General features: G+C 56.8%; 17 protein-coding genes and 3 pseudogenes. 8 read left to right on the top strand and 12 right to left on the bottom strand.

Annotated elements, in window-relative coordinates:
* The first annotated feature begins 15 nt into the window (after positions 1-15).
* Entirely contained in the window at positions 16-594 is a 579-nt protein-coding gene (locus tag ACN1C3_RS04430; protein WP_419114560.1) for a plastocyanin/azurin family copper-binding protein, read from the top strand.
* Between the two features lie 69 nt (positions 595-663).
* Complete coding sequence (gene queF, locus ACN1C3_RS04425; protein WP_419114559.1) at positions 664-1494, top strand: NADPH-dependent 7-cyano-7-deazaguanine reductase QueF; 831 nt, start codon at positions 664-666, stop codon at positions 1492-1494.
* Between the two features lie 175 nt (positions 1495-1669).
* Here the strand turns inward: queF and ACN1C3_RS04420 are convergent, their stop codons facing one another.
* Together ACN1C3_RS04420 and ACN1C3_RS04415 are read right to left on the bottom strand one after the other, a co-directional pair.
* Positions 1670-1933: a DUF4404 family protein gene (locus ACN1C3_RS04420; RefSeq protein ID WP_419114558.1), complete on the bottom strand. Its 264-nt coding sequence runs from the start codon at positions 1931-1933 to the stop codon at positions 1670-1672.
* Between the two features lie 113 nt (positions 1934-2046).
* Entirely contained in the window at positions 2047-2670 is a 624-nt protein-coding gene (locus ACN1C3_RS04415; RefSeq protein WP_419114557.1) for an HAD family phosphatase, read from the bottom strand.
* Positions 2671-2871: 201 nt separating this feature from the next.
* On the opposite strand from ACN1C3_RS04415, the gene ACN1C3_RS04410 reads away from it, so the two are divergent.
* A complete protein-coding gene (locus tag ACN1C3_RS04410) occupies positions 2872-3561 on the top strand; it encodes a VacJ family lipoprotein (protein ID WP_419114556.1) in 690 nt (229 codons plus the stop codon).
* Positions 3562-3621: 60 nt separating this feature from the next.
* On the opposite strand, the pseudogene ACN1C3_RS04405 reads toward ACN1C3_RS04410, so the two are convergent.
* A pseudogene (locus tag ACN1C3_RS04405) lies at positions 3622-3921 on the bottom strand (PilZ domain-containing protein).
* A gap of 277 nt (positions 3922-4198) precedes the next feature.
* On the opposite strand from ACN1C3_RS04405, the gene rssB reads away from it, so the two are divergent.
* Both rssB and rssC read left to right on the top strand, forming a co-directional pair.
* Positions 4199-5380 (top strand): two-component system response regulator RssB, encoded by a 1182-nt coding sequence (gene rssB / locus ACN1C3_RS04400; RefSeq protein WP_419114587.1) that lies wholly within the window; start codon positions 4199-4201, stop codon positions 5378-5380.
* Positions 5380-5862, top strand: coding sequence for an anti-sigma factor antagonist RssC (gene rssC / locus ACN1C3_RS04395; RefSeq protein WP_419114555.1), 483 nt, complete (start codon positions 5380-5382; stop codon positions 5860-5862). Before rssB ends, rssC begins: the two co-directional genes overlap by 1 nt.
* 73 nt (positions 5863-5935) lie before the next feature.
* Here the strand turns inward: rssC and tal are convergent, their stop codons facing one another.
* From tal to ACN1C3_RS04355, 8 genes and pseudogenes are all read right to left on the bottom strand, one after another.
* A complete protein-coding gene (tal, locus tag ACN1C3_RS04390) occupies positions 5936-6862 on the bottom strand; it encodes a transaldolase (RefSeq protein WP_419114554.1) in 927 nt (308 codons plus the stop codon).
* Between the two features lie 179 nt (positions 6863-7041).
* Positions 7042-8043 (bottom strand): tRNA dihydrouridine(20/20a) synthase DusA, encoded by a 1002-nt coding sequence (gene dusA, locus ACN1C3_RS04385; RefSeq protein ID WP_419114553.1) that lies wholly within the window; start codon positions 8041-8043, stop codon positions 7042-7044.
* 207 nt (positions 8044-8250) lie between these two features.
* Positions 8251-8432, bottom strand: a pseudogene (locus ACN1C3_RS04380) (IS256 family transposase); the annotation flags it as partial.
* Positions 8433-8507: 75 nt separating this feature from the next.
* Complete coding sequence (locus tag ACN1C3_RS04375) at positions 8508-9620, bottom strand: CapA family protein (RefSeq protein ID WP_419114552.1); 1113 nt, start codon at positions 9618-9620, stop codon at positions 8508-8510.
* Between the two features lie 110 nt (positions 9621-9730).
* Positions 9731-9856, bottom strand: a pseudogene (locus ACN1C3_RS04370) (IS5/IS1182 family transposase); the annotation flags it as partial.
* Positions 9795-10016, bottom strand: coding sequence for a hypothetical protein (locus ACN1C3_RS04365; RefSeq protein ID WP_419114589.1), 222 nt, complete (start codon positions 10014-10016; stop codon positions 9795-9797). The pseudogene ACN1C3_RS04370 and the gene ACN1C3_RS04365, both read right to left, overlap by 62 nt.
* 175 nt (positions 10017-10191) lie before the next feature.
* Entirely contained in the window at positions 10192-11955 is a 1764-nt protein-coding gene (locus ACN1C3_RS04360; protein ID WP_419114551.1) for an L-lactate permease, read from the bottom strand.
* Positions 11956-12180: 225 nt separating this feature from the next.
* Positions 12181-12462, bottom strand: a complete 282-nt coding sequence (locus ACN1C3_RS04355; protein ID WP_419114550.1) for a hypothetical protein — start codon at positions 12460-12462, stop codon at positions 12181-12183.
* A gap of 354 nt (positions 12463-12816) precedes the next feature.
* Here ACN1C3_RS04355 and ACN1C3_RS04350 point away from each other — a divergent pair, with 354 nt between their 5' ends.
* Positions 12817-13470 carry a peroxiredoxin gene (locus ACN1C3_RS04350; RefSeq protein ID WP_419114549.1) on the top strand — a complete coding sequence of 218 codons (654 nt, stop codon included), beginning with the start codon at positions 12817-12819 and terminating at the stop codon, positions 13468-13470.
* Between the two features lie 82 nt (positions 13471-13552).
* Here ACN1C3_RS04350 and ACN1C3_RS04345 read toward each other — a convergent pair whose 3' ends face one another.
* A complete protein-coding gene (locus ACN1C3_RS04345; protein ID WP_419114548.1) occupies positions 13553-14257 on the bottom strand; it encodes a murein L,D-transpeptidase catalytic domain family protein in 705 nt (234 codons plus the stop codon).
* 81 nt (positions 14258-14338) lie between these two features.
* On the opposite strand from ACN1C3_RS04345, the gene ACN1C3_RS04340 reads away from it, so the two are divergent.
* Positions 14339-16093 carry a L,D-transpeptidase family protein gene (locus tag ACN1C3_RS04340; RefSeq protein WP_419114547.1) on the top strand — a complete coding sequence of 585 codons (1755 nt, stop codon included), beginning with the start codon at positions 14339-14341 and terminating at the stop codon, positions 16091-16093.
* Positions 16094-16289: 196 nt separating this feature from the next.
* Positions 16290-22145 (top strand): DUF3320 domain-containing protein, encoded by a 5856-nt coding sequence (locus tag ACN1C3_RS04335; protein ID WP_419114546.1) that lies wholly within the window; start codon positions 16290-16292, stop codon positions 22143-22145.
* Positions 22146-22201 lie beyond the last annotated feature (56 nt).

Below are 22201 nucleotides of genomic sequence, written 5' to 3'. Positions count from 1 at the left end.
TGTTGGAGTGTGACGATGTTTTTGGGAAATCGGTTTTTGCGAAATCGACTGGTATTGGCTGCTTGTCTGCTTGTGTTGAGCTTTCCTGTCTGGGCCTCGCCCCCACAGACCTACGCCTTCGGCCAACCTGCGCCGGCAGCGAAAGCCACGCGCACGGTCGAAGTGGTGATGGGCGATATGTCATTCACGCCCAAGTCGCTGGAAATCAAGGCCGGTGAGACCGTGCGCTTCGTGCTGATCAACAAGGGTCAGCTGCTGCACGAGTTCAACCTCGGTGACGCAGCGATGCATGCCAAACACCAGCAGGAAATGCTCCAGATGCAGCAGCGCGGCATGCTCACCCCGACCGGGATGAACAGCGCACCAATGCCGTCGGGTGCCATGGATCACGCAGCGATGGACCACGGCTCGATGGCGGGTATGGATCATGGATCGAGCATGAAGCATGACGACCCGAACAGCGTGCTGGTAGAACCGGGAAAAACCGCCGAGTTGACTTGGACCTTCAGCAAGGCCGGCAATCTTGAATTCGCCTGCAACATCCCCGGCCACTATCAGGCAGGGATGGTCGGCAAGCTTACCGTCACCCAGTAAGCGCTTCGCACTCAAAGGCGGGAGCAAAGGCTGGTAGACTTGTCGGGTTTATTTAGTCAGGTTTCCGCCATGCATCCCGCAGCCGAACACTCGCCGCTGGGCAAGTCCAGTGAATACATCTCCACTTACACCCCGTCTTTGCTGTTTCCGATCCCGCGTGCGGCGAAATGGGCCGAGCTGGGCTTGAGCGCCGACACCCTGCCTTATAAGGGTGTGGACTTCTGGAACTGCTTCGAACTGTCCTGGTTGTTGCCGTCCGGCAAGCCGGTGGTGGCCATCGGTGAATTCAGCATTCCGGCCGATTCGCCGAACATCATCGAGTCGAAGTCCTTCAAGCTGTACCTGAACTCGCTGAACCAGACGCCGTTCGCTGACAAGCAAAGCCTCGTAGCGACCTTGCAAGCAGATTTGTCGGCTGCGGCCGGCAAGCCAGTAGGCGTGCGGATTCGCAGCCTGAGTGATGTCCAGGCCGAAGGTGTGGCCGGGTTGCCGGGTGTCTGCATCGACGAGTTGGATATCAGCGTCAGCGACTATGAGCAGCCGCGCCCGGAGTTGCTGCGTTGCGATAATTCGCGAGTGATCGAGGAGAGCGTGCACAGCCATCTGCTCAAGTCCAATTGCCCGGTGACCGGCCAGCCGGATTGGGGCAGCGTCGCCGTGGAGTATCGCGGTGCCGCATTGGATCACGCCAGTTTGCTGGCCTATCTGGTGAGCTTCCGTCAGCACGCGGACTTCCACGAACAGTGCGTGGAGCGGATCTTCCTCGACCTGCAACGCTTGCTCAAACCGGAGAAGCTCACGGTCTATGCGCGTTACGTGCGCCGTGGTGGTCTGGATATCAACCCGTATCGCAGCACTGAGGCGGTGGAGTTGCCCAATCTCAGATTGGTCCGGCAGTAGAGATCTAATGTGGGAGCGGGCTTGCTCGCGATGGCAGCACCTCGGTGATACAGACAAACCGAGTCGCCTGCATCGCGAGCAAGCCCGCTCCCACAGTAAATTGTTGGCGCTTGCTGTACCGCATCACAAACGAAAAAGCCCCGCTTTAAAGAGCGGGGCTTTTGTATATGGGGTGTTAGATCCCCATGTTGCCAAGCGCCAGCACGATATTGCGCAAGGTGCCGGCAATCGCGGGATGTTCAACTTCGAAGCGTTCTACGGCAAGGTTGACGCCATCGGCCAGGCTGGTGTCCTGAGTTTTTTTCTCAAGTTCGATCTCGAGTTCGATCTGCTGCATCAGCACTTGCAGATCGGCACGTTCTGCTTCCGAAAGCGGTGGGTTTTGCTCCAATTGCTCGCGCAGGGTATTGAGCTGTTCTTGCAGTTCGCGGGCAGGCATGGCGTTCTCCCTTTATTGATAGGCACAGGCATGGACCGCTGCAGCAGACTAAAGGTCCATACCTAGACCTTAGAGTAATCCACTCCATCGTCGTGTGCATGATCTCGATCAAATCAGGGCTTTTCACCCTTGAGTCGCCGCAGGCCGATGTCTGCCAGGCAGGTTGTGAGTTCGCCCAAGTGATCGATCACCGAATGCACGCCGAGGCCAAATAGTTGCAGCGTCGCCTTGCCGCGTTTGCGCTCGCGCTCTTGCTGGCCCAACGCCTGCCATTCGCTCGGGGCTAATCCGCACAACGAACCGCAGGATGCCAGACCGATAGTCCAGAGCCCGGCGTTGAGGCCCGATTGCAGCAAGCGCGGTTCACCGCTGACCAGTACGCAGCCATCCAGGCGACTGACATTCAGTGCCATCAGCGCCTGCCAGCAGGCGTTTGGAGCAGGCCATTGGCTGGCTGTTTCGGTGTTGGTGGGTTTGATCCAGTCCGGCAGTGATGCCGCGAGGGAGTGGCTGACCCCGTGCGGCAGCTCATCCAGCCAGGCGCAGGGGATGCCCTGGCGTTGCAAACTGTGCAGAATGTCCAGTGCGCCCGGGGTGGCATTGGCGGGCTCGTGGGATGGCTTATCGACGCCGTGCTGGTGCATGCGGGCGCCGAAATCGACCAGACAGCCACTGAGGCCGAAGAGTACGGCGGTCAGGGCAGGAGCGGCTACGGGTAAGGCTTCAGCGTGCGGCATATCAACGTCCCTGAAATAGCATCACAGGCTAGCCACGACCCATGACAGTTGGGTGACACCTGTACAAATGGTGCAAGGCGAAGCCGAGCCCGCGCTGAAGCGTTTCTCTGAATGCTGCGTAATAAAGCCGATCCGTCTTATACTAGCCCGCATACGACCAGGGCATAGTCCCTGTGACAGAACATCCAAGGAGTTTTTGCTATGCGCTGGAGCAATCGTCTAGCTCAACTAAGTGTGTGTGCCAGCGTCATGCTGGTTCCGTTTGTCGCTCAGGCAGCAACGGAAGAAGATCCTTGGGAGAGCATTAACCGGCCGATTTACCGGTTCAACGACCTGCTCGATACCTATGCTCTGAAACCCCTGGCGCAGGGCTATCAGGCGATCACGCCGCAGTTCCTTGAAGATGGCATCCACAACATGTTCCGTAACGTCGGCGACGTTGGCAACCTGGCCAACGATGTGTTGCAGGCCAAGCCCCGGGCGGCGGGTGTCGACACTGCTCGGCTGATGTTCAACACCACGTTCGGTGTACTCGGCTTCTTCGATGTCGGGACTAAAATGGGTCTGCAACGCAACGACGAAGATTTTGGTCAGACCCTTGGCTACTGGGGCGTGCGCAGCGGTCCGTATGTGATGCTGCCGTTCTTTGGTCCAAGTACGCTGCGTGATGCGCCTTCCAAGTACGTGGACAGCTACACCGAACCCTACCGGTACATGAATAACATTCCGGCGCGCAATATGGCCATCGGCATGGATGTGATCGATACCCGCGCCAGCCTATTGTCGGCGGAGAAGCTGGTCAGCGGCGACAAGTACACGTTCATTCGTAATGCCTATCTGCAGAACCGCGAATTCAAAGTCAAAGACGGCAAGGTCGAAGACGACTTTTAAGCCAGGCTCTGCAAACAACGAAGGCGGCCCATTGGCCGCCTTCTGCAATTCTATCCGGGATTAATTCATTTTCAGGTTTGTAAGCCCAAGTTTCTGACTGCTGCCGTCCTCTTCTCTAACCCAGACGACCTCGGTCTCGGCTTCCAGGCCTTTGAGCGCGGCATGTTCGGAGTCGATGCGTACGCTGAGTGTGTCGCCCACCTTGAATGAGCGCTGAGCCTGGACGTGCATGCCGCTGCTGGAAAGGTCCACGCAGACCGCTGGAATCACCTAGCCGGCGTGAATCAGCGTGACTTCGGCATCCACCTGCATGCGGATGTAATCGCGCTTTTCGCTGTAGTCACGATCATTCTGACCCATGGGTTCTATCCTTCGATTCCGTTACGGTTTTGCCTGTTCTTATAACTCCCGGTGATTTGCGGTGTAAAGACGTCAAGCGACCATCGGCATGAGCTTGAAACGCCCCGCGGATGGGAGTACCGTCTGCGCCTTAGAAGGGCACCTCTGATTAACGCGCAAATAGGGCAATAGCTCCAAAAGCTGCGACTCAGAGAGGCTAGAAAGCGAATCCAGTAGTGTGAGCTCTGCCAATATCCAGCTCTCCTACGCCAACCTAATTCTGGCGCCGTTTGCCCACATGCAAAAAACCAGTGCCACGCTGCTGATAATCGATGACGACGAAGTAGTGCGCGCGAGCCTCGCGGCCTATTTGGAAGACAGTGGGTTCAGCGTCCTTCAGGCCAGCAATGGCCAGCAAGGTCTTAAGGTATTCGAGCAAGCAAAGCCCGACTTGGTGATCTGCGATCTGCGCATGCCGCAGATGGGCGGACTCGAGCTGATTCGTCAGGTGACCGAGCTTGCTCCGCAAACGCCAGTGATCGTTGTTTCGGGCGCCGGCGTCATGAATGACGCTGTCGAGGCCTTGCGCCTCGGTGCGGCGGATTACCTGATCAAACCCCTGGAAGATCTGGCTGTGCTCGAGCACTCTGTGCGCCGGGCCCTGGATCGTGCGCGTCTGCTGCTGGAGAACCAGCGCTACCGCGAAAAGCTGGAAACCGCTAACCGCGAGCTCGAAGCCAGCCTGAACCTGCTTCAGGAGGACCAGAACGCCGGGCGTCAGGTGCAGATGAACATGCTGCCGGTCAGTCCCTGGACGATCGATGAGTTTAAGTTCGCGCACCAAATCATCCCGTCTTTGTACCTTTCCGGTGATTTCGTTGACTATTTTCGGGTCGACGAGCGCCGGGTAGCGTTTTATCTGGCAGATGTTTCCGGTCATGGTGCGTCATCGGCATTCGTCACGGTGCTGTTGAAATTCATGACCACGCGGTTGTTGTTCGAGTCCAAGCGCAATGGCACTTTGCCGGAATTCAAGCCTTCGGAAGTCCTTGGGCATATCAACCGTGGCCTGATCAGTTGTAAGCTGGGCAAACATGTCACGATGGTCGGTGGAGTCATCGACGAGGAGACGGGTTTGTTGACCTATAGCATTGGCGGTCACCTGCCATTGCCTGTGTTGTACACCCCAAACAGTGTTCGCTATCTGGAAGGGCGTGGTCTGCCGGTGGGCTTGTTCAATGAGGCCACCTACGAAGATCACGTAATGGAATTGCCGCCGACATTCAGCCTGACGCTAATGTCTGACGGCATTCTGGACCTTTTGCCCGAGCAGACACTCAAAGAGAAAGAGGCCGCCTTACCTGAAAGGGTGAGAACGGCGGGCGGCAGCCTGGATGGTCTGCGGCAGGTTTTTGGATTGGCCACGCTAGGGGAGATGCCGGATGATATCGCCCTGTTGGTGTTGAGCAGGAATCTTTAATGAGTACCGGTAGAATCCAGTTCGCCGAGCAGGACGGCACCTTCGTCCTGAAGTTCGTCGGTGAAGTACGCCTGACCCTATGTTCGGCGTTGGATGCGACTATTGAGAAGATCTTCACCTCGCTGAATTTCTCAGCGATCGTGATCGATCTGACCGAAACCCGCAGCATAGACAGCACGACACTTGGCTTGCTGGCCAAATTGTCGATCCTTTCGCGGCAGAAGGTCGGCCTGTTGCCGACTGTCGTCACCACCCACGAAGACATCACCCGACTCTTGCAGTCGATGGGCTTCGATCAGGTGTTCAACATCGTTGATCGTCCGATCCCGTGCCCGGAAAGCCTCACCGACCTGCCATCCCAGGATCAGTCGGAAGAAGTGGTGCGGATCAAGGTGCTCGAAGCGCACAAGATCCTCATGGGCCTGAACGACTCCAATCGCGAAGCGTTCCACGATCTGGTGAACGCCCTGGAGCGTCACTGATCGGAGCAACCTTCAGCGCATAAAAAAGGGCGAACCCGCGAGGGTTCGCCCTTTTTGCATCGGTCAACTCTGATCAGAGCTTGGCAGACAGCAGCGCTTCGAGTTTTTCCTGGTCACGAGCGAACTGACGAATACCTTCGGCAAGCTTCTCGGTGGCCATGGCGTCCTCGTTGGAGGCCCAGCGGAACTGGCTCTCGGTCAGGCTCTGACGGGGTTCGCCAGCGTGGCCTGGCGCCAGTTTGCGCTCGAGCTTGCCAGTGTCGGCAGCGAGTTTCTCCAGCAGGTCAGGGCTGATGGTCAGGCGATCACAACCGGCCAACTGCTCGATCTGGTTCAGATTGCGGAAGCTGGCGCCCATGACCACGGTCTTGTAGTCGTTGGACTTGTAGTAGTTGTAGATGCGAGTGACCGACTGCACGCCCGGATCATCGGAACCGGTGTAGTCGTTGCCGCTGCTCTTCTTGTACCAGTCGTAGATCCGGCCCACGAACGGCGAAATCAGGAATACCCCGGCATCGGCACAGGCAATCGCTTGGGCGAAGGAGAACAGCAAGGTCAGGTTGGTCTGGATGCCTTCGCGCTCCAGTTGCTCGGCGGCACGGATGCCTTCCCAGGTCGAAGCAACCTTGATCAGTACGCGTTCACGGCCAATACCGGCCTTGTCATACAACTCGATCAGACGGTGCGCGCGCTTCAATACGGCGTCAGTGTCGAACGACAGGCGCGCATCCACTTCAGTGGAAATACGCCCAGGAATCACTTTCAGAATTTCTTTTCCGACCGCCACACCAAAGCGATCACTGGCCAGACCGATATCGCCTTTGCAGTCACTGACGCAGGCGTTCAGCAACTCGGCATAACCTGGAATGGCCGCGGCCTTGAGCAGCAGCGAAGGGTTGGTGGTGGCATCCACCGGTTTGACGCGAGCGATAGCTTCAAAATCGCCAGTATCGGCAACAACGGTGGTGAACTGCTTGAGTTGATCCAGCTTGGAAGTCATGGGCGTGCTCTGGTCCTGTGAGTCTGTTGACATTACCCGAGCGCTGACAGCCACTCAAGGGCGCTTATGCTTAACGACCGCCCCAGGGGCAACAACCTGAAAACAGGTGTTTGAATAGCGGGGCGTCATCTCGATAAATTCGATGCCAAAACACCCGGCAGGTTCAACCAACCTGATGACTATCGACCTTCGAGCAACTCCGCAGCCTGATCCAGCAACGCCAAAGGCTCCTTGGCCTTATGGATATCCACCGACAACAACTGCCGAAACCGCCGCGCACCTGGAAAACCCGTGCCCAGCCCCAGCACATGCCGGGTGATATGGTGCATCGACCCGCCAGCCGCCAGATGCTCGGCAATATAAGGCCGCAAACGCGCCAACGCCTCGGCCCGCGTAATCACCGGCGCCGAACTGCCGAACAACTGCTGATCCACCTCAGCCATCACATAAGGATTGTGATACGCCTCGCGCCCCAGCATCACCCCGTCGAAACGCTGCAAATGCTCGTGACACTCCGCCAGCGTCTTGATTCCGCCGTTGAGAATAATCTCCAGCTCCGGAAAATCCGCCTTCAACTGCGCCGCCACGTCATAGCGCAAAGGCGGAATGTCCCGATTCTCCTTCGGCGACAACCCCTCCAGAATCGCAATCCGCGCATGCACCGTAAAACTTGTACATCCGGCATCCCGAACCGTACCGACGAAGTCGCACAACTCCTCGTAACTGTCGCGCCCATTGATCCCGATCCGATGCTTCACCGTCACCGGAATCGACACCGCATCACGCATCGCCTTTACGCAATCCGCCACCAGAGCCGGGTGCGCCATCAGGCACGCGCCGATCATATTGTTCTGCACCCGGTCGCTTGGGCAGCCGACGTTGAGGTTCACCTCGTCGTAGCCGTGTTCCTGAGCCATGCGGGCACAGGCCGCCAAATCCGCCGGAACACTGCCGCCTAATTGCAGGGCAAGAGGATGTTCGGCATCGTTATGGCGCAGGAAACGGTCGTGATCGCCGTTGAGCAGCGCACCGGTGGTGACCATCTCGGTGTAGAGCAGGGCGTGCCTGGAGAGCAGGCGCAGGAAGAACCGGCAATGGCGATCGGTCCAATCCATCATAGGGGCAACGCTGAAGCGTCTGGAGAGGGACTGGGGTGTGGTTGGTGTGGTGAGTAAGGGCATGGGTATCTGGATGGGTGGGGCGAGGCGGCAGTTTATCAGGAATGGGGTGGGATGGCTGAAAGGGGTGAGCTGTGTCGGGTGTCTCGGTGTGCCTTCAACTCTAAACTATTATGATCGGTTAGGCAGTCAGTCTCAGCATGCCAATGGGAACTGTCAGATTTTTTGTGTGCGGGCCGGCAATGGCCTGCCGTCAGGCAGGCCTTGATTTCACCAGGTCGGCCTGATGAATCGATCTCCGTACAAGATCGCGAATTGATTCATCGCACTCTTCCAGTCATGGGCCGCACTGCCCCAGTTCGCGGTGATATTGCGTAGTCCCAACCAGATCAACTTTGTCGCCGCATTGTCGGTTGGGAAGTGGCCTAGGGTTTGATGATCTTGCGCAACATGACTCCTAGTGGTGGCACCTGTGCTTCCTTCGGGTATTCAACCTTATCGGAAAAGGGGACGCCCATTTTTTGCTTTTACCAACGCAACTCAAAGGCATTTTTCGTGCCCAGCTGGATGCTGCTGCCCAAGCGTGCGCACTCGCGAGAAAGGGTGTCGTGCAGCCATTGACGGTCATCCCCTTCGGCGCGACAGAGGCGAAAGCGATGGAGGCGGGTGGGAATCAGGTCCAGCGACTGTAGGTGCCCGCCCGGGTCCAGCGAGGCAAAGTACAAAAGCCCCAGGTCGCCGCGAAAGGCTGCGTGGTCCTCGATGCCTTCGTAATCGTTCAGGAGATCACCGCAGCCATAGAGAATCAGGCGTTCGCGGTACACCTCGATGCCCTTGACATGGTGCGAGGAATGCCCGTGCACCAAGTCAACTCCGGCCTCGTCGATCAAGGCGTGGGCGAACCGGACCTGCTCCGTCGGGATATCGAACCCCCAGTTGCCGCCCCAGTGAATGGAGGCGACCACCAGATCCCCTGGATTTTTGCCCTCGAGAATCCGTTTGGCCACAGGGCGCAGGCTTTGCATCGACAGATCCTCCAGCCGCGCAACGCCCGCGCGCCTATCCGTGGCGGCCCAGTCCGGCGCAATGCCGCTGTCGGGTGCGCCGAGGCCAAACACCAGCAAGCGCCGCCCGCCAGGCTGCGGCAGCACGGCGGGGGCTTCGGCAGATTGCCGGTTGTGCCCGGCGCCGGCGCTGCACATACCGTTGCTCGATAGGGTATCTAGCGTATCGGCCAGGCCGGCTGGCCCCCAGTCCAGCACATGGTTGTTGGCCAGCACGCAGCAGTCGATGCCGGCTGCGCTGATGGCCGGGAAGTTCTCCGGGCTCATGCGGTAATTGATGCCCTTTTGCTCCGGTCGTCCGCGGCGGGACACCGCCGTTTCCAGATTGATGATGCGTGCGTGTGGCTGGCGAAGTTCGAACTCATCCAGCGCAGCGCCCCAGACATAGGTGAAATCGACTGGGCGGGGAATCGAGCCATTGAGTCTTTCTGCCAGCCGAACGTAATCGCCGGCATTCTTGACGTAAGCTTCGTATAGCCGCGGATCGCCAGGATGCGGCAGTACTGAGTCAATGCCGCGGGCGGTCATGACGTCGCCGGCGAGAAACAGCTTCAGCGTATCGGTAACAGCTGCCATGGCGCCCTCCCGGATATCCCGAATAACGACGTAAGCCTGGGACAGCCCCCGATTAGCTCACCTGCGGCCCCATCACAATGATCATCACGCCTCAACTATAGGGTTCTCAATCAGGCCAGCCATATGACGGCTGACACCAGGCTCAGCATCGACTGATAGTTTCTCTCCAGTCGTTCATACCTTGTTGCGATCCGGCGAAACTGCTTCAGCTTCTGGAAAAAGCGCTCCACCAAGTTGCAGGCGCACCGGATTGCCCATGGCATCTACGGCTGCGTGAATCTTGGTGCTCAATCCCCCTCGGAATTTGCCCATGGCTTCGACGTCCTGATCGGTTTTTTTGCTGCGCCATGCTGATGAACGCACACGATGCTGCCATCCACCGGTGGTTATCATCATAGGCGCCACGAAGAAGCGGCGGGAGAGGGCTGGAAGGGGTAGTTGGAGCGAGATCTAGAGGCATTGGCGCGTTTGTTGGATTGCGGTTTTAGCTGGGCACAGAAGTGAGGATCGGGATTGACTCGAACCCAAGCATGGATAATAGGCTTGCGGGGAGAAATCCGGGCCGCGTCGATCAATGCCCGCCCACCACCATACGGCTGAAGGGCGCCACATAGGCCTGCAAGGTCACCAGGCCGCCGACCAGAATGGCCAGGACAATGGAGTGGAAAAAGACGTAACGCAGGATTTCCCCTTCATGGCCGTACCAGCGGGTGGCGGTGGACGCCACCACGATCGACTGGGCGTCGACCATCTTGCCCATGACCCCGCCGGAACTGTTGGCGGCAGCCATCAACACCGGGCTGATTCCCAGCTGCTCGGAGGTCACCCGTTGCAAGCCGCCGAACAGCACGTTGGATGCGGTGTCTGAGCCGGTCAGGGCAACGCCCAGCCAGCCCAGGAGGGTGCCGAACATGGGGTAAAAGATGCCTGTTGCGGCGAAGGCCAGGCCCATGGTGGCATCCAGGCCTGAGTAGCGGGTGAGGTAGCCAAGGGCGAGCATGGCCGCGATGGTGGTGATCGAATAGCGCACTACCCACAGCGTTCGCAGGTACTGGCGCACCAATTGCGGGATGGAATAGCCCATCAGCAGCCCGCCAACAATCGCCGCCAGCAAGATGCCGCTGCCGGTGCTGGTGAACCAGGTGAATTTGTAGATCGCTTCCTCGGCTTTAGGCTGAGGCACCACGGGCGGAACCTTTTCGACCTGCAGGTGCAGGGTGGTGAAGGTCAGGGCCGGCGCGAAGATGGGGTTCGCCTCGCTCATCGGTTTGCCCTGGGGATCGAGCTTGGCCGAGTGGGTTTGCGGATCCATGGCGGGACGGGTATCGAACATGTTCTTGAAGCCCTGGGTGCCCCAGGCGAAGACGAAGACCGTGAGGATGATCCAGGGCATCCACGCGCGCATTACTGCGGGCCGGGCATCGCTGGAAAAGGTCGCGCTCGCCACCGGTTTTTCGTCCTGGGATTCATCTATTTTTGAGTTGTCGACTCGCCCTGACAAGGCGGCAGAGGTATGCACATGGGCCGGCTTCCAGACCTTGAGGAAAGCAGTCAGGCAGGCCATGGAAATCAGCGCGGCGATCACGTCCACCAGCATCGGCCCGTGGTAGTTGGAAACGATGAACTGCGGCACGGCGAAGCTGACGCCGGCGACCAGGATCGGCGGCCAGATTTCCAGCATCTTGCGCCAGCCGGCGAAAGCCCAGATCAACCAAAACGGCACGATCACCGAGAAAAACGGCAATTGCCGGCCGACCATCATCGACAGCTCCATTTCATCCAGCCCGGTAACCTTGGCCAGGGTAATGATGGGCGTACCGAGGGCGCCGAACGCCACGGGCGCGGTATTGGCGATCAACGCCAGGCCAGATGCGGCCAGGGGAGAGAAGCCCAACCCGATCAGAATGGCGCCGGTAACCGCCACTGGCGTGCCAAAGCCGGCAGCCCCTTCGAAGAAGGCGCCGAAGCAGAAGGCAATCAGCAGCAATTGCAGGCGGCGATCGTCGGTGATGCGCGCCAGGGAGTCTTGCAGCACTTTGAACGAGCCGTTTTCAGTGGTCAGCCGATGCAGGAAGATGATGTTGAGCACGATCCAGCCAATCGGCAGTAGACCGTTGGCGGCGCCGAACAGCGCGGCGGAACCGGCCATGTTCGCTGGCATACCGAAGGCGAAGATCGCGATCAGCAAGGCTGTGCTCAAGGCCAGCAATGCCGCCAGATGCGCCTTGACATGGAAAAACGCCAGGGATGTCAGCATCACCACCACCGGCGCTGCTGCCATGAGGGTCGAGACCACCGGGTTACCGAAGGGATCGTAGATTTGCTGCCAGACCATGTTCCACCTCTGCTTTTTATTGTGGGTAGTGCAGCCCCCGGGGGGTAGGTGGTTTGTAGTATAGGTGGCATTACGCCGCTGCCAGGGGAGGCCTCCACCCCCATGAATGACAGCTTTTTGGGCGTGCGAGAGGCTGCCATGTTGTTCACTTAACGAAAAACGCCGCTGACCTCTAAATGAGCAAGCGGCGTTTTTCGTTAAGTGAACAACATTACGCACAAGGGCTTATTGACCGCCTTTGGTGCTGTTCTCGATCTGCTGAATGGCCTTGGTGGTCAGGGAAATGCATTCCTTGGTGCCAGCCTCGGTGTTTTTGGCCTGAGCAGTCTTGGCCTGCTGCATGGCGGCTTCGATCTGAGGTTTCAACTCAGGGTTCTGAATCGCTGCTTGGGAATTCCTGAGGGTTTGAAGGTTGACCTGGCAAAGATCCTCCTGGCCACCGGCAAACGCGGGCGATGCCAGCACTGTGGCAGTGATGAACAGACCTGCCAGTACGGAACGTTTCATAGGTATCTCCTTGAACTGAGGTCCAGGCACTGCCGGCCATCAGGGCGGCTGCCAAGTTTGGGGGTAGGCCCCGTTTTCTGCGGGACTTGATCAGTGGACTACTGGTGCGCGCAAGGGTTCTGTTCTTGATACAGAAGCCGGTATTTCGGGAGGCCAGCAGCGAAAAGGGTAATAAGTGATAAATATTTTTATAATTCAATTACTTACAGAGTTATCACTCTGGTTTGCGCCTTGTTTTGGTATGTCTCCTATACTGATTCGCGCCGACAGGTTCAAAGCAGATACTCGAACGCCGTCGCAGCAGCAGTCAGCGTGCTGACAGCTACCCTCCCAGTCACTGCAAGGAGACCGAACATGGCAATCCGCATTGGTGACGAAGCACCGGATTTCACCGCCGAAACCACCGAAGGCCCTCTCCATTTCCACGAGTGGATTGGCGACAAATGGGCCATCCTGTTCTCGCATCCGAAGGATTTCACTCCCGTCTGCACCACCGAGCTCGGTTATATGGCCAAGCTCAAGCCGGAGTTCGACAAACGCAACACCAAGATAGTCGGGCTCAGCATCGACCCGGTCAGTGACCATCGAGCCTGGGTCGGCGACATCCAGGAAACCCAGGGGCATGCGGTCAACTACCCCATGATCGGCGACGAGAACCTGGTCGTGGCGAAGCTCTACGACATGATTCACCCCAATGCCAGTGGTGGCTCACGCACCGCCGCGGACAACGCTACGGTGCGCTCGGTGTTCATCGTTGGCCCGGACAAGAAGGTCAAGGCGATGCTGATTTACCCGATGAGTGCCGGACGCAACTTCGACGAAGTGTTGCGCCTGCTCGATTCGCTGCAATTAAACGCCAAACACACCGTGGCCACCCCGGTGAACTGGCGGCCGGGTGAGGACGTTATCATTCCCACTTCGGTGTCCGACGAGGACGCCAGGAAGAAATACCCGCAAGGCTTCAAAACGTTGAAACCCTATCTGCGCACCGTGGAGCAGCCGAAGTAACATCAACCAACAAGGGCTCAGTCACGATATCAATTGGATTGTTGACTGGGCTCATCCACCTGACTGCTGGTGCGCAGTCGACTTAATAGCCTGTACCCGGCTTGGACACTTCAGCCACGGTGGAGTTATCGCAATTTATAATCGAAGAGGACTTCAGCCAGCGCTGATCAGGATAATAAGAAAACAGTAACTGGCCATCTTTCATCGAATCGATAAGTTGATGAGCAATAGCAGGGCGCACGGCTGGGCAACCTAAACTTCTGCCAATACGGCCGTTCGACCGCGCCAGATCGGGACTGACATACGGCGCCCCGTGAATGACGATAGCCCGGTCGAGTGCATGATCGTTGAAACCAGGCTCCAACCCCTCCATGCGCAAGGAATAACCGTTATGACCGACATAGGTCGAACGCGTCCTGTACAAGCCAAGACTAGTGGCCTTGCTTTCATTCTGGTTGGAAAATTGACTGGCCATGTTCTCGCCACTGTTGCGACCGTGCGCGACGAGTTCGTGAAACAGTAATGTGCGGCGTTGCAGATCAAAAACCCACAACCGCTGCTCGGTAGAGGGAAGGGAATAATCAATCACAGCGAGTCGTTGCGCCGGTACTTCGCCTTGCGCCAATCGGCACTGAGAGGCACGGACGGCCAACGCGATAACCCTGGCGTTAGCGTCTGGTGCCGCTTTGACCAGCGCGGCCTCCAGCGAATCGGCGTAGGCTGCCTCTACTGAAATGGACATCAGCAGCATGGCCGTCATTAAAAAACCAACGCGGTTTAGCGGCATGTGCGTATCTCATCGCGATTAATTCAAGTCTAGCAGTGTGACGGATGCTAGCCCTTCTGTACGGGAAATTAAGGATTATCCATGCGGCAGCTATCAAATATATCCAGGTTAAGCCGCGTCTTTTTTATGGGACTCCTGATAGGCAGCTCAGCGACCGCACAGTCTTCGCCTGGTTCGCCTCCGACGCCATCACCCAGCGTTATTCACGTTGCGCCGAACGACGCCGTCGCGCAGGCGATCCAGGCCATTCTCGCCCCGGGAGGCTCAATGCCTGCCCCTCCACCCGCCACCTCTGCGGGCCACCAACGTGTGGATGTCAGCCGCGCGGTCAACGATTTTTATGCCCAGCGAGGCTTTCGTGCAGCCTGGACCAACGATAACGACGTCGCCCAGCTGTTGAAACGCCTGAGCGACACTCAGGCCGACGGTCTGGACCCTGGTGATTTCCGTATCGATGAGCTGGCCAGAGCCAAAGCATCGATGCAAACAACGGCGCCAACCCCCGCACAACGCGCGGCCTTTGATATAGCGGCCAGCCATACCTACATTACGGCGCTGCTCCAGTTGCGGCGCGGCAAAGTCGATCCCTCTCGCCTGGAACTACAGTGGAACTTCGACCCCGTCGACGTCGATCCTCGTGAGGACGTCAAAGCCTTCTTCGCCGCCATCGATGCCCATGACGTTGCCCGCGCGTTCAATCAAGCGCCGCCACAAGAAGCGATTTACGGCAGGTTGCGAGAGGGGTTGGCGCAACTGCGCCGGGTTCGAGACACTGGCGGCTGGCCGCAGATTGCCGCAGGGCAAGTCCTCAAGCCGGGCGTGACCGACGCCTCAGTCGCGGTGTTGCGCGCCCGTTTGACGGCCGGTGGTTATCTGAACGAGCCAATGGCAACACGCAGTGACTACGACGAAACCGTTGCCGCTGCGGTTAAAAAGTTTCAAACCGAGCAATACCTTCCGGTGGACGGTGTCGTGGGTGCGACGACACTCGCTGCACTGAACGTACCCATTGAGGCGCGTATCGACCAGGTCCGAGTGAACATGGAACGGGCGCGCTGGCTGCTGTACAAGCTGCAGGGAACCTTCGTCATCGTTGACATCGCCGGGTACAAGGTCGCGTTCTATCGTGACGGCAAGGCTATTTGGCGTTCTCGTGTACAGGTCGGTAAACCGTTTCGCAGCACGCCAGTGTTTCAATCCCAGATTACTTACATAACCTTCAATCCCACCTGGACAGTACCCCCGACGATTCTCGTCAAAGACATTCTTCCCAAGATTCTAAAAGACCCTCATTACCTGGACGCACACCTGATCCGAGCCATTGATAGACAAGGGGCTGTCGTCGATCCGTCGACCATCGACTGGCACAACCCGCGCGGCATCACCCTCCGTCAGGATGCCGGCCCCGACAACTCCCTCGGCCAAGTGGTCATTCGGTTTCCCAATGACTATTCGATTTATCTCCACGACACCCCTCATCGAGACTTGTTCGCTCAATCACGCCGCGCCACCAGCTCCGGCTGCATCCGGGTCGAAAACCCGCTGCAGTTGGTCGAACTGTTGTTCAACGACCCGATTCGCTGGAATAGCGCCGCGATTCAAGCGCAGTTAGCCAACGGCAAGACGGAAAACATTACGCTCCCCGTCAAAGTGCCGGTGCTATTAGCCTATTGGACCGTGGACCTGAGTATCGATGGTCGAGTGACGTTTAAACCCGATGTGTATGGGCACGATTTAGCGGTGTTGCGGGCGTTGAATCTGCCTTCGGAACGGTCTGTTTTGGATTTGCAGCGGGTAGGGGTTCCCGCTGTGGCGGCGACACAAAATAAGCGATAGAGGAAAAGGGAACGGATTTGTTTTTCGAGCCTCTATAGGGGCGGCGTTGAGGCGCATAGAAATAAATCTGCCCCCCCCCTTTTTCTACTTTTTCTATATCGCTTTTTGGGTGCGCACAGCGTTACCGGCTAGGTCCGTCTTTAATTACAGCATTTTTCAGATAAGCGTGACTGCGCTCACCATGGAGTAATGGTTGATGACCATCAAGATCGAAGGAGTGATTGCCAGCAAAATTGGCTTTGCCTCCCACCAAAATGCTGTGCCAGTTTTGCGAGAGCTTGCTGTGCTCAACGATGGTCATACCGATTACAACGATCTTGTTCTTGAACTCGTTGCCGATCCGCCCTTTCTGGAGGCGCGGACATGGCGTCTTGACCGTCTGAGCAAAGATTCACGTCTTCACATTGCTGAGCGCAATCTGAACCTCAATGCTGGATATTTGGCTGACCTGACTGAAAGTCTTAACGCGAATGTAATCCTGCGCCTTAGTTGTAAAGACGAAGTGCTTTATAGCCAATCGTTTCCCGTTGAGCTTTTGGCAAAAAATGAATGGGGAGGCGTCCTTTCCATGCCGGAGCTGTTGGCCGCGTTTGCGATGCCAAACGATCCTGCTGTGGATCGCGTATTGAAATCGGCTGCTGATGTGCTGCGTCGTGCCGGGAAGAAAGATGGCATTGACGGGTATACCGGCCAATCGAGAACCCGAACCTGGGAGCTGGCTTCCGCTCTATGGTCAGCGGTGTGTGGCCTTAGGCTGAGCTATGCCGTGCCTCCCGCGAGCTTTGAAACTCAAGGACAGAAGGTACGAACGCCGGGTTTGATTCTGGAAGGCGGCGTGGCGACGTGTCTGGATACCGCATTGCTTTTTGCGGCGGCGTTGGAGCAGGCAGGGCTCAATGCGTTATTGATTCTGACCAAGGGCCACGCGTTTGTCGGTGTGTGGCTGCAGCCGCAGGAGTTTTCTCAACTCATCACTGATGAAGCGTCGGCTGTACGAAAGCGGATCGATCTAAAGGAAATTCTGGTTTTCGAAACCACGCTGGCAACCCAGATGCCCGTACCCAGCTTCAGCCAGGCCGTATCCAACGCTGAGCGCCAGATCAATGATGATGATTTCATCATGGCGGTTGATATACATCGTGCCCGGATGCAACGCATTCGCCCTCTGGCGATGTCATCGACGTCGCTAAAAGTTGACGACAGTCATGAACCGCAGGCATTCGAGGCGCTGGAGGATGCACCTGTCCTTCCAGGCTTTGACGTGGAGATAGCTTCTGAAGTCGATAGTCCAGCGGGAAAGCTCACGCTGTGGCAAAGAAAACTATTGGACCTCACCACGCGTAACCGGCTCTTGCACCTACCCGATAGTGCAAAAGGTGTGCGTCTGATATGCCCGGATCCTGCTGAACTAGAAGATCAACTTGCCAGTGGTAAGCGCATTCGGATCGTCTCAATACCTGATCTGGAAGCCGGAGGTAGAGATGCGGCGCTCTACGAACAGCAGAATCGAGAAAATTTGCGCGATGAGTATGCGCGTACCGCGCTAACAACACGCGGTGAGGTACTGGCCACCTTAGAGAAGAGCAAACTCGAAGTCGCCTTGATCGAACTGTATCGCAAGGCCCGTAGCGACCTTGACGAAGGTGGCGCCAACACGCTCTTTTTGGCGATCGGGTTTCTGAAGTGGAAAAAATCTGCAGACGACCCAAAAACCTATTCGGCGCCGCTCATATTGCTCCCGGTCAAACTTGATCGAAAAAGCGCGTTGTCTGGCGTGACGATGACCCTGCTTGAGGATGAACCACGCTTCAATTTGACGTTGCTTGAGCTGCTTCGGCACGACTTTGAACTGGTGATCCCGGGATTGGAAGGAGAGCTTCCTACCGATGAGAGCGGCATCGATGTTGAAGGTATCTGGAATACCGTGAGGCGGGCAGTCCGGGATGTTCCTGGGTTTGAGGTGACGACCGAACTCGTCCTGGGGACCTTTTCCTTTGCCAAATACCTGATGTGGCAGGACTTGGCTGCTCGCTCTGAGCAGCTTCTACAAAGCCCTCTGGTCAAGCACTTATTGGAGCGTCCAGCGGGCGGAGCGGGATTCACTTCGTCAGGCGAGTTTCCACGACCTGATGAACTGGATGCCAAAGTCGATCCGGCACATTTATTTACGCCATTGCCCGCAGACTCTTCCCAGCTTGCGGCCGTCGTCGCTTCGGCCAGTGGTTGTGACTTTGTACTCGACGGACCACCCGGAACAGGAAAGTCGCAAACCATTGCCAATATGATTGCTCATAACCTGGCATTGGGACGCAGGGTGCTGTTTGTCGCCGAGAAAATGGCGGCTCTGGATGTTGTCTATCGTCGGCTGGAAGAAAAGGGTTTAGGTGAATTTTGTCTGGAACTCCACTCGAGCAAGACGTCAAAAGTCGAAGTGCTCAAGCAATTGGAGCGTGCCTGGGACGTGCGTGACACGCTGACGGCTGAGGAGTGGGCAGGAGAAACGGCGAAAATACTCACGTTACGAAATAAACTGAACGCGGTCGTTGAGCTATTACATCGGCGTTGGCCCAATGGCTTATCGGTACATCAAGCGATTGGTCGTGTTGTTCGTGACGGAACCTCAGCCACACTTCGTTTGGCGTGGCCTGAAGGAACAGTGCATGACGCAGTTATGTATGCGCAGTTTCGGGATGTAGTGAGGCGCCTTGATCTTAACAGTCCTGCTGCGCGGGATCTTTCCAGTCGCTTTGGGTTGTTGTGTCGTACTGAGTGGTCGAACGGTTGGCAAGAGGCAATCGTTGCCACCGCACGAGCGCTTCCTGTGGTGATCCAGGAATTGAAGGCGGCGAGCGCTAGCCTTCTCAAAGCAACCCATCTCTCTCTACCGGTTGCGCAGGGCGATGACATTGCCCGGTTGGCCAATTTCGTATCACTCTTGATCGACGCGAACGGTCTGGATCTAACGTTTGCCTTCACGCTCAATGCGAATGCAAAAATCGTTGCGGCGAAGCGAGCCGTTCAGCTTTTAGATGACTATCGAACGATAGAGCAATCACTGTCTTTACCTTATGGGCAGGAGGCCTGTCGGGGGCTCAATCTCGAGCAAATAAAGAACGATTGGGATCAAGCGCAGCGTAAATTCTGGATATTCGCGACGCTGGCAAAGAAGAAAGTGACGAAGCATTTGGCTGCCGAAGGCCGTGTATCTGGCCTGCCGGATACGGAGTCTGACCTGCCAAAGCTGTTCAAACTGCGTACCTTGCTCACCTCGCTGGATGCTCTCGCTGCGGACTTGGAATCAATACCCGGCTGGAATGGCGTATCCAGCGACACGTCTCTCATCACCACCTCGGTTGAGCTCAGTGAGCGCATCCGCGCAATGATCATCGTGCTCTCGAGTTCTCCCGAGGACCTGATGACCCTGCGAAGCGCTACAGCAAAGTTGGTCGTTGAGGCCAATGAGTTGCTCGGTGGAGGCGGGTTTATCGACTCGGCTTTGCATCAACTGAAGGACGCTCTTTCTCGTTTCAATCAGATAGCTGGACGGTTTAACGAGCTTGCGGGCAACGCCGTTGATGCCAAAGTTACGATCGAGCCACTGCTCAACACCGCTAACGCCATCGTAGAGCAAGAGACGAAGCTCAAGGCATGGTGCGATTGGTCCAGGGTTCGGGAGGAGGCGATAGTGCTCGGTTTGCAACCGCTTACAGAGGCGCTAACCATCAATGCACTTCCTGAAGGGGGAGCCAGCGACGCTTTCGAAACGGCTTACGCCCGATGGTTTGCAACGGTCGTGATTGATTCGCAGCCACTGCTGCGCAATTTCGTTCCAGCAGAGCATGTCAGTGATATTGAGGCATTTGGCCGACTGGATGACGAGCTTTCCAAACTCACGGTTCGTTATGTGCGTGCAAAACTGTGCGGCCTGATTCCGTCCAAGAACGAAATCGGCAAGCAGGGTGGTTTCGGCATCCTCAAACATGAACTGCAAAAGTCGCGACGCCACAAACCGGTACGCCAGCTTGCGGTGGAAATGGGCGATGCAATGTCCAAACTGGCGCCTTGCATGCTGATGAGCCCGCTTTCTATTGCGCAGTATTTGCCGCCCGATCAGGCGCTTTTTGATTTGGTCATTTTTGACGAGGCGTCCCAGATTGCTCCATGGGATGCCATTGGCTCCATCGCTCGAGGTAAGCAGGTCGTCATCGCCGGTGACCCTCGACAAATGCCACCGACCAACTTCTTCAACCGAGGCGCTTCTGCCTCTGAAGAGGATGATACGGCGGAGGATATGGAAAGCATTCTGGACGAGTGCCTGGGCGCAGGGATTCCAAGCCACAGTCTCAGTTGGCACTACCGAAGCCGTCATGAGAGTTTGATTGCGTTCTCCAATCATCGTTACTACGACAGTAACTTGATTACCTTCCCTGCCGCGCAAACCCGTGCCAGTGCCGTTGAATGGCGTCGAGTAGAAGGTGTCTACGCGAAGGGTAAAGGTCGGCATAACCAAGCGGAAGCAGAAGCAATCGTAGCGGAAACAGTGAAGCGTTTGACTGATCCCGCTTTTGTAGCAGCGGGGCATTCGATCGGGATCATCACGCTCAATACCGATCAGCAAAGACTGATTACTGATCTCCTGGATCGGGCACGCCAGCAAAATCCGCACATTGAAGCTTTCTTTCAGGATGATCTCCCAGAGCCTGTCGTGGTCAAAAATCTTGAAACAGTACAAGGCGACGAGCGTGACCTGATCATGCTGGGTGTGGGTTATGGCCCGACTGAGCCAGGCGCTCAGGTGATGTCGATGAACTTTGGCCCGCTCAACAAGGAAGGTGGATGGCGTCGACTGAACGTTGCCATCACCCGCGCACGACGCGAGATGTTGGTGTTTTCCTCATTTGACGCGTCCATGGTTGACCTCAATCGCACCAACGCTCGAGCGGTGCGTGACTTGAAACATTTCATCGAGTTCGCTCAGCGTGGGCCGCGAGCGCTGGCTGAGGCCGTACAAGGATCGGTGGGTGGATATGATTCGCCGTTTGAAGAGGCTGTTGCTCAGGGCCTCAGACGAAAGGGCTGGCAGGTGGTGCCACAGATCGGCGTTTCTCGGTTCCGTATTGATCTTGGAATCGTCCATCCAGACAGGCCCGGCGACTATCTGGTCGGCGTTGAATGTGATGGCGCGACGTATCACAGTGCAGCGACCGCCAGGGATCGAGACAAGGTACGCAGCGCGATTCTCAAGGGCTTGGGCTGGAAGCTTGTGCGGCTTTGGTCGACTGAGTGGTGGATTGATAAAGCGGGCGCACTGGATCGTTTGCATGCAGCCCTGGAAGCCTTGCTGGAAAGCTCTCGTTCAAGCAGGGCTATCGAAGTTGAACCTGTTGCGCCGGCCCATTCTCCTCAGCTTTCGCTAGTGAAGAGTCTACCCGTCGAGACGGCGCCGGATACTCCGCCAGTAGAGCCAGCTAAGCAGCCCACACCTAAAGCTGATCCCGTTTTGGCAGAGATGAAAATTGCCGGCGCCTGTGAAATTTCACCGGTTTCTGCGATCCGAAGTGAATACCGTGTGACGGATTTTAGTGGTCTGAGTGACCGGATAAAGGCCGATGATTTCTACTCGCAAGAGTACAACCCTGTCCTTGCCGAGCTGATTGAGCATGTCTTGATTCAAGAGGCTCCGATACTCGATTCATTACTGGTGCAGCGCGTTGCACGAGCCCATGGTTTTCAGCGGTCCGGCCGATTGATTCGTGATCGAGTGCTGGACCTTACCGAACAGAATCATCATCTGAAAAACGACCCGGTCGATGGGCAATTTGTGTGGCGAGCGCAAAGTGATATCGCTGCTTGGAACAGCTATCGCATTCCTGCAACCTTTGATGATGCTAGATCTGTAGAGGAAATCGCAGCCGAAGAGCTACTGATGTTGGCTTCTTTGATTCAGGCTTCTGATAGGCCCCTTGAAATAGCAAGAGTCTTGGGTATCAAGCGGCTTACCGGGGCGGCGCGTGAGCGCATCGAGCAAGTCATTAAAGTAACCGCTGGATAGTAAGTCGTAGGTTTTTACTGATTAAAAATTTAAATGGGCGACCTCAAGGGGGCGCC

The organism is Pseudomonas sp. H11T01, assembly GCF_048515765.1.
GTDB lineage: Bacteria > Pseudomonadota > Gammaproteobacteria > Pseudomonadales > Pseudomonadaceae > Aquipseudomonas.
This window is presented reverse-complemented; position numbering and strand designations above follow the sequence as displayed.